This is a genomic window from Polaribacter reichenbachii, from assembly GCF_001975665.1.
In the GTDB taxonomy this organism is placed as follows: domain Bacteria; phylum Bacteroidota; class Bacteroidia; order Flavobacteriales; family Flavobacteriaceae; genus Polaribacter; species Polaribacter reichenbachii.
Genome location: NZ_CP019419.1, coordinates 1358828 through 1373672, shown reverse-complemented (window position 1 = coordinate 1373672; position 14845 = coordinate 1358828). Strand labels below are relative to the sequence as shown.

Below are 14845 nucleotides of genomic sequence, written 5' to 3'. Positions count from 1 at the left end.
GTATTTTTTATAAAAACACATTATATCAAAAGAAATAAAAACTAACAACTTACTTATCTTCTAGCTTCCAAGTTCTTACCCAATCTACACGCATTGTATTTATAGAATTATCACCTAAATCGCTTTTTGCTGGTAAACCACCTAACCAACCATCTTTGCTGGTCCATAAATCAAAAATAATTTCTAAATCTCTTGTAAAAACTCTGCTCTCGTAAGTTTGTCCAGATTTATCTTCGCCAACAACTACACTACCTGCTGGTTCTCCATTTAAATAAAACTGAATGTTCTTTTCGTCTTTCCACCAAACTCCATAAGTATGGTAAGCTTCGTTCCAACCCTTATCAATTAAAGGGTTTGTTGCTGATAAATCTGAGCGCAAAGATTTACCATAATTTCGAATTACTACAGGATTTAAATTTGAATCTGCATGAAAATATTGCGAGTTCATTTGTACAGGATATATTTCTGCTTCGCAATCTGTACAAGAAGGATTTGAGTTGTTTTCTATAATATCTATTTCGTCTCTATCTGTACTATTTCCATTATTTAACCAATAGGTATTATATGCAGAAATGTGTGCAGTTCTTATTCTAGCCTCTGTATACATAGGGTATTTTGTTTCTGCTTTTGAGTGAATTCTTGCTGTTTGAAACCATCTACCATCAACATTACTTTCGTTTAAAGTGGCTTTTATCCAAAGGTTACCATCTGCTACACCAGAATTATCATCAGATTTAGACATAAAAACGGGCTCTCCATAATTCCACGTAGATTTAAACCATTTATTAGCATCCCAGGTATCAAATTCATCTGACATTGCTTCTAATTTTACCCATTTTTTATCATCTGGTGTTGTGTCTTCTATGGATGTAAATGATGGATAATTTGGATCTATATTATCAAAAGATGAAGCTAATGGCACAAATTCATTTACAGTAATTGATACAGTTGCATTTACTGTATCTCCATCTGAATCTGATAATTGATAAGTAAATTCATCAGTACCAAAAAAATCTACATTAGGAATATATTCAAAAATACCATCACTAATTTCTGTAAGTGAACCTTCTGTAGTAGTTGTTTTTATACTGTAATTATCAGTATCTCCACCATCATCACCTAAATTATCGTTTGTAGAAACATCTATTTGGTTTAATGTACCTGCAGTACTATTTTCTTCTACAGAAAATGAATCGTTTGCAGCTGTAGGTGCATCGTCTATTGGTAAAACCTCTTCTGCTGTTGTTGCTGAACTACTACAGTTTGTTAAAAATATTGATAAAAAAATAAGTATTATTAAATTCTTTTTTGATGACATTGGTATTCTGTTTTAATTTTCTATTATTTTAATGTGAATGGAATTTTATTGAAAATAATCTGGAATTTCTTATTCTCCACTTTCTCCTTTAGCCACGTGATGTGTCATTTTCCAGGTAGTAAACCTTCTTATATATTGATAATCATCATTCATATATTCATGGGTTAATCCCCATCTTAAAATATGAGTTGGGTGTATATCTGCATCTACAGTTCTGTTTAAACCAATTGCATGCGGAGCACCTTTTACTACACTCTTTATGTCAAAATTAATTCCGTCTGGAGACCATTGTAAGGTATTTTTTTCTGGGCCATCTGTAGTAATTAAAGAAGAAACGCCTCCATTATATGGCCAAACGCAAATTTCATGACCACTGTTAGAAATTGGATTGTATTCAGATTTTATATATGGGCCTTTTGGATGATTTGCAATAGCAACTCCATGTCTTATTTGCCTACCTCCAAACGTAATCGCTTCGCCCATTTGCTCACCTTTGTAATACAAATAGAATTTATTATTGTAAGGAATTATACAAGGATCATGCACTTTATGACTATCGAAATCGCCCTTTTTTTCTACTAAAAATCTATTTTGTGAATCGCCTTTCCAAACCCCGTTGTTGGCTGGTTTTAAGATAGGTTCTTCGCTTTTTGTCCAAGGTCCATAAGGCGAATTAGACCAAGCCAAACCAACTTCGTTTTTTACTCTTACAGTATAATCGCCTTTTATGGTTTGATATGACAAATAATATACCCCTTCATATTCCATAATTTCTGGAGTAAAAATAGATCTATCATCATAACTACCTTCTACTCCTCTTGCTACAGCTAAACCTTCTTCTTTCCAAGTAATTCCATCATTAGAAGTGGCAAACCACAAATCGCATCTATCCCAAGGAAAAACTTTATCCGTAGAAATATTACCAGCAAAACCGTCTGTTGCACCAGTAGATCTAGAATACCAGACGAAATATTTATTATCGAACTTAATTAAGGCACTTGGATCTCTTCTTACAACACCTTCTTCATAAGTTAAATCGCCTTTTAAATCTTCTACTTTGTAATCAAAAAACCAATCGTTACTTAAATCTTTGGGCCATTGTAAAGCTCTTTTACTTGCGGCACTTAATTTATCTTTATTAGTAATTCCTAAAAAATCTTTTTGTTCGTCTGTTATTTCTATGCGCATTGGGTAAGCTTTTCTTTGTTTTAATATTGGTATAATTAACTTATCAAAGTTCTATGTATTATTCTATTTTTAAAATAACAAATAGACTTTAATACATACGATATGTTTAAATTAATGACTACACCAAAAGTTGAAATTTAAAAATAGTAGAAATGAAATGTATAGAAATAAAAAAAACTTGACAAAAACTTTACAGCAAGTTTTTATCAAGTTAAAATATTTATAATCAGAAAAATAACTACAAAGAATTTATATAATCTTCTAAGTTAACACTTCTTGGTAACTTCATTTTTTTTCTAATTCTATGCCTAACTGTGTGTACAGATTCTACAGAAATACCTAAAAGTCTAGCCATTTCTTTACTCGAAAAATTTAATTTTATTAAAGCACATATCTTTTGATCTCCTTGACTTAAATTCGGGAATTTCTCAAAAATTTGATTGTAAAAATCTTTATTTACTTCTATAAAACGCGCTCTAAATTCTTCCCAATTTTTATTATTATTTACAGAAACAGATCTTAAAACTTTATTTAACTCGTGTATTTTTACTTTTTCGCCTCCTTCTCTAACTTTAGTTTTTAAGTCTTTTAAAAATTCGTCTTTTTCTATTAATTGTAATGCAGAAGCTGCTAATTCTCTATTTTTAAGTTCTAAAAGCTCTCTTGTTTTCTGTATTTCTATTTCTTTCGTTTTTCTTATTAATTCTTTTTCTGCAGCGTGTTTAGCTCGTAAATTTTTAAAGAATATAAAACCTAATATCAACAAGAAAATAATAGAACCAATTAAGATGATGTTCTGCAGATTTGTAATTTTTTCTTCTTGTTCTAAATGTCTTAAATATTGGTCTTGAATTATTTTTTCTTGTCGTTCTTTTTCTGTTCTATAATCGTCTTTAATTTCTAATAAAGTTAAGTTTTCTGAACTTCTACTATCAAAAAACTTAGCATCTAATTCTTTTGCTTTTTCAATATTTTTAAAAGCTTTAAAATAGTTTTTCTTTTTTAAATATACAGCTGCTAATTGTTCATAAACCAAAGGAGAAAAATCGATATGACTATTAAAGTCAGAAGATGTTTTTAATGATTTTAAATACAATTCTTCACTTTTATTTAAATCATTAATATCAAAATAAATATCTCCCCAATATTTATAAAACAACACTAAATAAGAAGGTGAATTTTCTTTAAACCACGGATAAATATCTTCCATTATTTCTAAAGCTTCTGTATTCTTATTCTGTGAGCTTAAAATATTTGCTTTCTCAAAATCTAAATTTGCTTTGTTAGTTAAAACATTATTTTTATCGAAAAAATAATAACAAGAATCTAAATATTTTTTTCCTTTTTCTGGATGATCTAATTCTCTATAAGTGGCAGTAATTGCATAGTAATAAGGTACTAAATTAGATTTAGTTCCATTTTTTGTATTGGCCAATTCTTTTTGAACTTCTAAGGCTTTTTTAAGGTATTTTATAGATTCTTTTTCTCTTTTGTAATAGCTATAAATACGACCTAACCTTAAATAAACAAGAGATTTTAACCCTAGATTATCTACTTTATCTATTAACAATAAAGTTTTCCATAAACAGTCATAAGATTTGGTATATTGTGCGTTATTTTCAAAAATGTAACTTTTTTCTAATAAACTTCTTACTGCAAGAACTGTGTCTTTATTCTTAAGATAAATAGCAAAACTTTTTTTAAAATATAACACAGAACTGTCTGGTTTAATTCGCTTTAGCTCTTGTCCTTTTTTAAAAAATTGGTCTGCTTTTTGTGAAGTTTGTCCTAATGATATAAAAGCATTAAAGTTAAATATCAAAAAAGAAATTGCTAACAATAGATTCTTAAAATTATTTGATGTTTTATGAATATTCATTTATAGTTTTTATGCTTTTTCTTGATGTTATGCAAACAGCAAGTCTAAATTTTGTTAAAAATAAAGTTTAAAAGTCAATTTTTGTGAAATTAATAAATAAAAGAATTTAAATTATTCATTTTATAAATATAGATTTATAATAACATTTCTGTTTAGTTTGATAAATTTACCAAAAAAAATCAGCTGCATAATCTATGCAGCTGAAATTAATTTATGTGATAAGATCTTATTTTTTCAAGAATTTTGTAAAAGTTTTGTTGTCGTAAATTAAAATATACATACCATTACTTAAACTAGAAGCATCTATACTATTTTCGAATTTACCTTGTTGAATTACTTTACCTAAAACATTGGTAATTTTATAGTTTTCTGGCAAGTTAGCTCCTTTTAAATAAATCGTATTTTCTACAGGATTTGGATACATTTTAAGACTCGTTTCTTTTTCAAAATCTTTGGTTGATGCTGTTGCATCAATTTCAGCTTGCGTCATTATTTTAATAGCTACTTTATCAGATGCATTACCTCCACCATATTTAGGATTATCTGTATTTCCTGCTTCATAGTAGGCTAAATAAGTTAAAATTCTATAATCGTATGTTCCTGTAGAAGATAATTCTACTCCGTTTGGAACTGTAAAACTACCTGTAGTTGTGCCATCTGTTCCTGCACTTGGGTAAGTAATTGCGATGTCTGGCACACTCTCCCAAGTACCATCTATTACATCTTGTGTTCCTGCTAAAGCTCTATCAAGCTTAAAAAGGATAAACCAAAAAGTATTATCTACACCACCAAAATCTCCTATACTATAATCAATAGAAAAGTTGATTACATCTCCAGGTTTTACAACAAGCTCGCCATTAATCATATAATCTGCCTGATTTGTCCAATCTAATTCTGCAGCAACATCTTGAGCTGAGCTTATTGTTACAGTTAAAAATAATGCAAGTAATAAAGTAATTTTTTTCATAATGTATATGTTTTTAATTAATTCTGTGCAGTAAATTTAATTTATCAGATTAATTATAAACTAAAAAGTAACTTGACATAAACTTGACCTGAACAAAAAAATTAACTAAAACACTATAAATCTACTCTTTAACTATTTTACATATAGCGCCATTATCAGTTTTTAGATAATAAACTCCTGCAGTAAATTGTGATATGTCTATAACCTGATCTTTACCAAATGATGCTACTTTTACACCTCTTAAATCATAAATTGTAAGTTGGTTATAACTTAAACCATTTTCTATTTTGATGATTCCTTTTGTAGGATTTGGATATACTTTTATTAGATTTTTAGTTGGATGTTCAATAACACTTAAAGTACTATTTCTAATATCACTACTAAAATTATAAACTTGCATTGTAACTGTACTGATATGACCTCCTGAATCAGGAAATTCTACGCTAATAGCATTATTAGTTTGTAATAAATCATAAGGAACAGGTATTTCTAAAACTCCAAAAAAGCGTTCTCTATCTTTTTGATCATCTCCTCTCCAATTATCAGGAACTGTAATTGATCTATTGTTAACTTTAACTATTGGTTTTAATGATAGATTATGCAATCTACCAACACCAATTCTTAAAACAACTTCACCATAATTAGCTGTTGTAACATTATTAATTTGGAAAGTATTTTCTTGATTTTGAGCTATTTCTTTTAAATAAGTAGTTGCATAATATTTTTTTTCTGTATTGGTTTGCGAAACAGAAATAGGGTTATTAAAAGTAATCTCTAGAATCATTGTTCCTTCAGATTTTAGAGTTACAGAAGAAACATCAATAGCTAAAGATTCATCTTCTAAAACTGGTGTTAAACCATTTACATAAGAATGCTTTTTATTGATAGCTGTTATTGTACTATTACCAGAATTTAAGAAAGATAAATCGATAATTTCATCATTAAAAGTAAGATTATTCATCATTAAATAAAACTTATCTCCATCTAAATAACCATCTACTTGTATGTCTAAATTATCAGAATAAGTATCTATTCTAGTACCTTTTACATCTGCCCAAAGCTGATAAAATTTAATCATATCTGTATAAATCCAATCACCAGTATAAGAATTTGGCTCGTTTTCTTTTCTTAATAAACGATGTACATAAGGCACAGATGTATAACCCCATTCTGCCTTTGCAATTATAAAGTTAATAGTACTTGCAATTAAGTTAGGCCTATCCATAAAAGATGGCAACATAGAGTTAGAAGATCTTACGTGCAGCCAATCTCTATAAGCACTCCATTCTTGATTATTATAATCGTGTGTTTGGGCTCCATATTCAGAAATTACAAAAGGTTTTACTTTACCAAATTTCATCATACTATACTGCTCCATCATATCAAAAGTAGCTTCTAAATTACTACCAGATCTAAATTGTTTTTTACCTCCTATTGATGGAAAATCGTACAAATGAATAGACCAAAAATCCATTTTTTCTCCTGCAACATCCATAAATAATTTCCACCTTTTGTGCCATCTTTCAAAATCACCTTTTTCAAAATTTGGAAAAGCAGTAGTATAACCACCAACTTTTGCATCAGGAATTTGCACTTTTATAGCATCTGCAACATCGTTATGAAAATCTGAAATGTCTTGTATATCGTTTGTAAAGTCTGATGGGCCACCATAATCTGCATAAGCAGGCTCATTCATTACCTCAATAAATTTTGGCTTTGGTTCTCCGTTATCTTTATGAAACTCATTTATATAACGCCCCATATACTCACCAACTGCTGTAGCATTTGCAAATTGCCAACCTTTACCTGTATTTTTTTGACCATTTCCTGTCCAAAAAGGGTGATGTTGAGCTGCAATAATTAAGTTATTTCTAGCCTCATATTGCTGTATGTTTTTATTCTGATAAACACCTCTCCAATAAGGAGCTCTACTTGTAATTGCAGACGGATTAGCAAAACCTGTTCTTGTTGGATCTTCTTCTAACTGACTTAAATGCCAAGTAATTCCTCCTGTATCTCTACCCATAAAAACATCGTAACCATTTAAAAAATCGTCTCTAACATCTGCTATTGAGTTGGCTCCATTCCATTCATTATCAGCTTGATTAGAATGTATCGTTATAAATTTAGAACGATCAAAACTTTCTATTTCCCCAACAATATGTTTTGTATTTAAAGTCGCTACAACTTTGGTATTACCTGTAGTATTTACTACCCCATTTTCTTCTACTATATTTAAAAGAAGGTCTAAACCTGTCCAAGTACTTGTACCAGACCACATTGCAGTAAATAATTGATAATATTCTCCGTTTACTAATTCAGAACTTAAAGGTATATTATTAGGCAAACTGTAAGTTAAATTAACAGTATCTTGGCTTGCAACTGGGTTACTACCAGTATAAAAAACACCATCAAATTCTTCTAAAATAGAATTAGTGACACTCCTTCTTTGTAGTTTTATCCAGATATAATTAAATGAATTTCCATTAGTATTGTACGTTAAATTCATAGATAAAGCACTCCCCAATTCAAAATCTAGAGAACTCGGTTTATTGTCCCAAACTAAAGTTTGTGATGTTAATTTGAAACAAAAAAGTGTAAATAGACAGTATAAAAATATTGATTTTTTCAAGGCATTTCGTTTAAAAAGATTCTATCAAAAGTAAATTGATACACACAAAAAAGCCTAAAAAACCAACTTGACATAAACTTGACACTAAAACTATTACTGTAAATAGCACTTAATTTACCTAACACCTATAATTCATAGCCACTTGTTTTACAATCTATTACTAGTTTAAAAAAGACATAGAGCACGAACATAACTTACTTATTGAATTATTTCTCAAAAACTTTTTGAAAAAAAACATCGATTTTGAACAGAAGATATTTTTAGTCTAAAAACTTAAATATGCAAGAAAATTAACATCAAAAAATACAAAATTAACCCCTGTTGAGTTTTTGTCAAGTGACATAAATTGGAGCAGATTAAGAATTTTACAATATTTGACTATGATAATTTAAAATTCGATAAAATAATGAACTTTACTTTGCAAAATTGCAATTACAGAAAGATGCTGTTCACAGCATTACTTCTACTTAGTTTCGGTTTTTTACAGGCACAAGATGTTACTGTAAAAGGATCTGTTAGTGCAGATGGAGAAACTCTACCCGGAGCTAGTGTAGTTATTAAAGGATCCAAAAATGGATTAAGTACAGATATGGATGGCGCCTATAGCATAAAAGCTAAGATTGGAGACATCCTTGTATTTAGTTATTTAGGCTACAAAAACAAAGAAATCCTTGTTTCTGGAGCCACAACAGTTAATGTTGTTTTAAAAGCAGAATCATCTGTTTTAGATGAAATTGTGGTAGTAGGTTATGGTACCCAAAAGAAAAAAGAAGTTACTGGTGCCGTTGTTAATGTGTCTTCAAGCGAAATTACACGTTCTCCTGTAGCAGATTTAGGAGCAGCCATACAAGGTAAAGTGGCGGGTGTAAACATTCAGGCAGCAAGTGGTAGACCTGGTGAAGCTTCTAACGTACAAATTAGAGGTTTAGGATCTGTAAGTTCTGGTGCTTTAGGCCCTTTATACGTTGTAGATGGTATTGCTTACGAAGGCAACCCAAACATTGCTCCAGAACAAATTGAAACCATAGATATTTTAAAAGACGGTGCTTCTGCCTCTGTTTATGGTACAAGAGCTTCTAATGGTGTTATTTTAATTACCACAAAAAAGGGTAAAGTTGGTAAAATGAAAGTAGATTTAAATATGTACACAGGTATTCAAAACATTACTTCTGGTACTCCTTTAATGAATACTGTAGAACAATTGTATCATTTAGAAGCAACTACAGAATTATTAGGTGATGAGCCTTTAACGTTTTTCTTTAATGCTGATGCTTTAGATTTTGATACTGATTTTGTAAGCGATGTTCAAAATGATAATGCAACCATTCAAAATTTAGGATTAAACATATCTGGTGGTGTTAAAAACTTAACTTTAAACTTTAGTACATCTTATTTTAAACAAGATGGAGTTTTAATTAATTCTGGTTTTGATCGATTAGCAAACAGACTTACAGGTCAGTTTACAAAAGGAAAATTTAAAGCTTTTGCAACTTTTGGATTTACAATTGAAAATAGAACGCAAGAGCCTTTTGCACTTTACGAATACAGTATTGGGCAAGCTCCTTGGGCAAGACCTATAAACGATATCCCTTCTGTAGGGCAGAACAGTGTACAATTAGATGTAGATAACGAAATTTTTTATGGGTATTTAGCACGTCAATTAGACAATATAGATGAGAGAGAAACAAAATCTAATAACATTGCTCTTAATATGCAATATGAGATTCTAGAAGGACTAACTTATAAAGTAAATTTAGGTAGAAATGAATGGAATTATTTCAGAAAATTTTACAGACCTCAATATTTAGCTTTTGGTAGAACAGGTGTTTACAACGCAACTGCATCTACACCAAATGCATTATTAAACGAAGATTACATCTTTTCTAACAGAGAAACTTTAGAAAACATAGTTAATTTTTCTAAGAGTTTTGGTAAACATAAAGTAAACCTTTTAGGTGTATTATCTTACGAAAGATTTAAACGAAGAAATTTAGGTATAGGAGTTATTTTTGCAGATGATGCCAGTAACGATCTCCAAACTTTAGGAGCTGGTGCAGAAGGCATAAACCCAACAAGTTACAATCAAACCACAACTTTAAGTGGTAAATTGGCTAGAATTCAATACAATTACGACGAAAAATATCTTTTATCTGCAAGTTACAGAAGAGATGGTTCTTCAAAATTTTCAGAAAATAACAGATATGGAGATTTCTTTGGTTTTTCTGCTGGTTGGAATGTTCATGAAGAAAACTGGTTTAATGTACCTGCAATAAGTAGTTTTAAATTAAGAGGAAGTTGGGCAGAAGTTGGTAATCAAAATATTGCTCCTTATCAATTTACACCAATAATAGAATCTGGTGTAAACTATCCTTATGGTCTAAATGAAAACATTTCTTTTGGTCAAATTCAAAGACGATATGTAGATCCTAATATTAAATGGGAAACTACAATTTCTAAAAACATTGGTATTGATTTATCTATGTTAAGAAACAAATTAAATATTACTGCAGACCTTTATCAAAATGATAAAAAAGACATGCTACTTCAAGAGCGTTTACCACCTTCTGCAGGGGTTTATCAACCTAGAGCAACAGGAGTTTATGATGTAAAAGTCATAAATGCTGGTGATATGACCAACAAAGGAATTGAATTTGCAATTAACTATAAAGACAGAATTGGTAGCGATTTAAAATACAGCATTTCTGGTACTTTTACTAAAAACAAAAATAAAGTTACAGATTTAGCAGGTATAGAACGTGGTTACGCAAATGGTAGACCAACAGTTTCTTTAGGTACAAATGTAGAATACACAACTTTTTTAGCAGAAGGCTATGAAGCTGGAGCTTTTTTCCTTTATCAAAATGATGGTGTTATAAAAAACCAAGACGAATTAGATGCTTACAAACAATTAGACCTTAGCAACGTAAGTGCACCACAATTAGGAGACATGCGTTATAAAGATGCAAATGGAGATGGTAAAATTGATGATAATGATAGAGTATATTCTGGTTCTGGTCAAGCAGAATTTGAAGCTGGTTTAGGTTTAAACCTAGATTACAAAGGATTCGATTTTTTTGTACAAGGTTTCTATTCTTATGGAGCAGAAATTTATAATGGAGCAAGATATTATGCTTATCAAGCAGGTAGACATAAAGAGTTATTAAGTATGTGGACACCTCAAAACCCAACCTCAGATATACCAACATCTAGAAGAAACGGATTTCATTCTAATGTAAGAGCGGCCTCAGACTACTTTATAGAAGATGGTACTTATTTAAGAATTAGAACATTAACTTTAGGATATACTGTACCAAACTTAGATAAAGTAGGTATTGATAAAGCTAGAGTTTACGTAACATCTAACAACCCTTTTACATTTACTAAATATACTGGTTATGATCCAGAAGTTGGTGGTGATGGTATTTTTACTAGAGGTGTAGATAGAGGTAATTATCCTGTTACTCGTCAAATTATGTTAGGTGTTCAATTAAGCTTTTAAAACAAAAAACAATGAAATTATTTAAAAACAAAATATTAACGTTAACATTCCTAGGCTGTTTGGTTTTTATGGGATGTGATGAAGATAGCTTTTTGGAAGAAATTAATCCAAATGCAATAACAACAGATACTTTTTGGCAATCAGAAGCACAATTTAATAGTGCATTAACTACAGTTTATGGTGCTTTGCAGTTTCAAAGTATTAGTGGTGGTTTACTACAACATGAATTTGTAATGGGAGACATAGCTGGTACAGAATCTTGGTACAGACCCAATGCTTTTAGAAATTTATCGTACAACAACACATTGTATCATATTACAGATAAATGGCATGAACTTTATATTGGTATTTTTAGAGCAAATCAAGTTCTTGAATTTATAACAACTGCTGATGAATCTCTTTTTACAGGAAACGCAAAAGCAGAAATAGAAGGACAAGCACGTTTTTTAAGAGCTTTCTTTTATTTTCAATTAGCACATACTTATGGTGGTGGAGTTTTACACGAAACAGTTCCACAAACAGACGAAGATTTTTCGAAACCTTTTTCTTCTATTGATGAAATAAATGCAGCAATTATAGAACCAGACCTACAATTTGCCATCAATAATTTACCACAAGTATGGAGCGATGTTAATGATACAGGACGTGCAACTTGGGGAGCAGCAACAACTTTATTAGGTAAAGTTAGCTTATACAAAAAAGAATGGACACAAGCTGCAACATTATTTAAACAAGTAATAGATTCTGGTGTTTACAGTTTAACGGCAGATATTACAGACAATTTTTGGCACGAAAACGAATTTAACTCAGAGTCTATTTTCGAAGTAAATTATTCTTTCGATTTATCTCCTGGTGCTCCTGGTGCAGCTGTAGATGATACTACAAATGCAACTGGTGCAGAATCTAGTACATTATCTGGTGCTGTTGGTCAATTAAATTATGGTGCTTTTAATACAGTTTTAGCGTCTTATAACTTGCATGAAATGTTGGTGAATGACGAAGTAGATCCGAACAACAACATTAACAATGGTAATGTAGAATCTAAAAGAATGAATGCAACCATTGCTGTTAGAGGTATGGAAGGCGATTATTATGGTTTTGATGCCACAGAAGTTAGAGGTTTTGGTTTTGGACAGAGTGCTTATGTAAAAAAACATTCTAACTGGTATCATTTATCAGCAGAACCATCATTAGAAAGATCTGGAATTAACTTTAGACATATGAGATATGCAGATGTTTTATTAATGTATGCAGAAGCAGTTTTAGAAGCAAATAACGATTACACAACTGCCATACAATATATAGATATGGTTAGAGCAAGAGCAGGTGTAATTACTTTACAGGGTTATATGGATGCTAATGGAGGTATGTTTCCTCAATTACATGTTAGTAAACAAGTTCATGGAAGTCAACCAATGGTTGCTGCCAGTACAGAAAATGTAAGAACACATTTACAACGTGTAGAAAGAGCTGTAGAACTTTGTTTTGAAGGCCATAGATGGAAAGATTTAGTACGTTGGGGAATTGTACAGGAAGTGTTTAATGAATTGAAAGCTGATGAAGTTTGGCGAGAAGCAAATAAAACTGATGTATTACAAGTTGGTGATGGAGGTGTAGCACCTTTATTTATAGTAGAAAGAATTAGACCAGATTTCTTTTTTGCAGCAGACAATTATGATGTAAGCAAGAATTATTTTCCAATTCCGAATACAGAAATTCAAACAAATAAAAGTTTATAAAATTATTAATTATGAAAAATATAAAATTTTTACAATTTATTTTCATTACTACATTGCTGCTATTTAGTTGTAATGATGACGATTCTGTAGTTTTAATTGAATCTAATCATAGAGCAATTGTTACATCAGAAATGGATTTTGAAAATACAATAAACGTAGGTGCACATATAGATTTTGGAGATTTATCTAGAGGTGTTTCATCTCGTCTTTGGACCTTTCCAGAAAACGTAACAGAAATTTCTGGAGAAGAAGGTAACACATCAACAAAAGATGTAGTAAAAGGTACTTTTAACGAAGCCGGTGTTTACGATGTTACTTTAAGCCAAGTGTTTAAAGGTAACGTTTATCCGAATGAAGATAGTACAGAGCCTATACAAGGTAAAGAATTAGACACTACAATCGTGGTAACTGTTCTTGATAATATTACTGCTAATATTCAAATAAATCATATAAATGATGATGGTAGTCTTGGTGCTGAATTAAATTTATCTGATAATGCAGAAAACGAAGTTACAGCAAGTAAATTTGTACGTTTAACTCAAAATAGTACAGGTAGCCCAACCAATTTTACTTGGAATTTAAAAGGTGCAAAACCAGAGCAAGTACTTAACGATTTAAATACACCAGAAGTAGATGTTAGATACACAAAACTTGGTACTTGGGATTTAGAGTTTATTGCCTCAAGAACAAGACCAACAGATGCAGATACTATTTACATCAAGAATTTTATTAAAGTAATACCATCTACAGATCCAGTAACTTTAGACCGTGTTTTTGAACAAGAAGAACAAACTAAAATCGGTTTAGAATTTAGTAGAGAAATGGATCCTGCAACAGTTAATAAAAGTACTTTTTCTGTTACTATAGAAACTGCAAACGGAGCTACTTTAACTCCTGAATTAACAAATGTAACTGTAGATGCAACAGAAGGTAATATTCTTATCATAGAATTAGCAAACGAAATAATGTATAATGATGATGTTGTAAAAGTATCTTACACACCTGGTGGTTTAACTACGTTAGATGCTGTTGCATCTGATGCATTCACGGACGTAATTTTAACAGATTTTATCAAAGAAAATTTATTTGATAATGCTGCTTTTTCTGATGTTGATGCCTCTTTTGAAACATCTATAGAAGAAAACTGGCCTTATCTTTGGTGGGGTGGCCAATGGGCAGAATATGATATGAATTTATCTTTTGATAGAGCTCATTCTGGAAGTAAAAGTATGTATATAGAATTTAGACCTGGAGGAGGAATGATAATTGGTAATGTAGATGGAGATGGAGATAATATCACTTTCCCTGTAGAAGCTGGTTATACTTACGAAATGGGTGCTTGGATTTATTTAGAAGATTTAGGTAGCCCAGATGGAGTTAACATTCCTGATGTTAGATTTTATTGGAGACCAGGTACAAATTGGGGAGTTGCAGCTAACCCTGCTTTTACCAGCGATTTTAAAGTTGGTGAATGGATAGAAACTACAACTAAAGTAACTTTTGCTGCAGATGGAGATGTTTCTTATATGATTAGAGGATTTAACACAGGAAACACAGGTACACTTAAATTTTATATGGATGATTTAGCGCTTTATAAATTAACAAGTAGGCCTTAAATATATT

At 30.7% G+C, this 14845-nt stretch carries 8 protein-coding genes; 3 read left to right on the top strand and 5 right to left on the bottom strand.

The window, feature by feature from the left end; all coding sequences use genetic code 11:
- Nucleotides 1–49: 49 nt before the first annotated feature.
- From BW723_RS17800 to BW723_RS05745, 5 genes are all read right to left on the bottom strand, one after another.
- Nucleotides 50–1318: an Ig-like domain-containing protein gene (locus BW723_RS17800; RefSeq protein ID WP_068360955.1), complete on the bottom strand. Its 1269-nt coding sequence runs from the start codon at nucleotides 1316–1318 to the stop codon at nucleotides 50–52.
- 69 nt (nucleotides 1319–1387) lie between these two features.
- Nucleotides 1388–2506, bottom strand: coding sequence for a glycoside hydrolase family 117 protein (locus tag BW723_RS05760; protein WP_139059111.1), 1119 nt, complete (start codon nucleotides 2504–2506; stop codon nucleotides 1388–1390).
- 238 nt (nucleotides 2507–2744) lie between these two features.
- The gene (locus BW723_RS05755) at nucleotides 2745–4385 is read right to left on the bottom strand and encodes a tetratricopeptide repeat protein (protein ID WP_068360960.1); all 1641 of its coding nucleotides are present in this window, start codon (nucleotides 4383–4385) and stop codon (nucleotides 2745–2747) included.
- A gap of 226 nt (nucleotides 4386–4611) precedes the next feature.
- Nucleotides 4612–5352 (bottom strand): T9SS type A sorting domain-containing protein, encoded by a 741-nt coding sequence (locus BW723_RS05750; protein WP_068360961.1) that lies wholly within the window; start codon nucleotides 5350–5352, stop codon nucleotides 4612–4614.
- Nucleotides 5353–5473: 121 nt separating this feature from the next.
- Nucleotides 5474–7984 (bottom strand): T9SS type A sorting domain-containing protein, encoded by a 2511-nt coding sequence (locus BW723_RS05745; RefSeq protein WP_139059112.1) that lies wholly within the window; start codon nucleotides 7982–7984, stop codon nucleotides 5474–5476.
- Between the two features lie 442 nt (nucleotides 7985–8426).
- Here BW723_RS05745 and BW723_RS05740 point away from each other — a divergent pair, with 442 nt between their 5' ends.
- The 3 genes from BW723_RS05740 to BW723_RS05730 are packed head-to-tail and all read left to right on the top strand — an operon-like array spanning nucleotide 8427 to nucleotide 14838.
- Nucleotides 8427–11483 carry a SusC/RagA family TonB-linked outer membrane protein gene (locus BW723_RS05740; RefSeq protein ID WP_226789152.1) on the top strand — a complete coding sequence of 1019 codons (3057 nt, stop codon included), beginning with the start codon at nucleotides 8427–8429 and terminating at the stop codon, nucleotides 11481–11483.
- An 11-nt stretch (nucleotides 11484–11494) separates the two neighbouring features.
- The gene (locus BW723_RS05735) at nucleotides 11495–13222 is read left to right on the top strand and encodes a RagB/SusD family nutrient uptake outer membrane protein (RefSeq protein WP_068360967.1); all 1728 of its coding nucleotides are present in this window, start codon (nucleotides 11495–11497) and stop codon (nucleotides 13220–13222) included.
- Nucleotides 13223–13233: 11 nt separating this feature from the next.
- Nucleotides 13234–14838, top strand: coding sequence for a hypothetical protein (locus BW723_RS05730; RefSeq protein WP_068360969.1), 1605 nt, complete (start codon nucleotides 13234–13236; stop codon nucleotides 14836–14838).
- Nucleotides 14839–14845 lie beyond the last annotated feature (7 nt).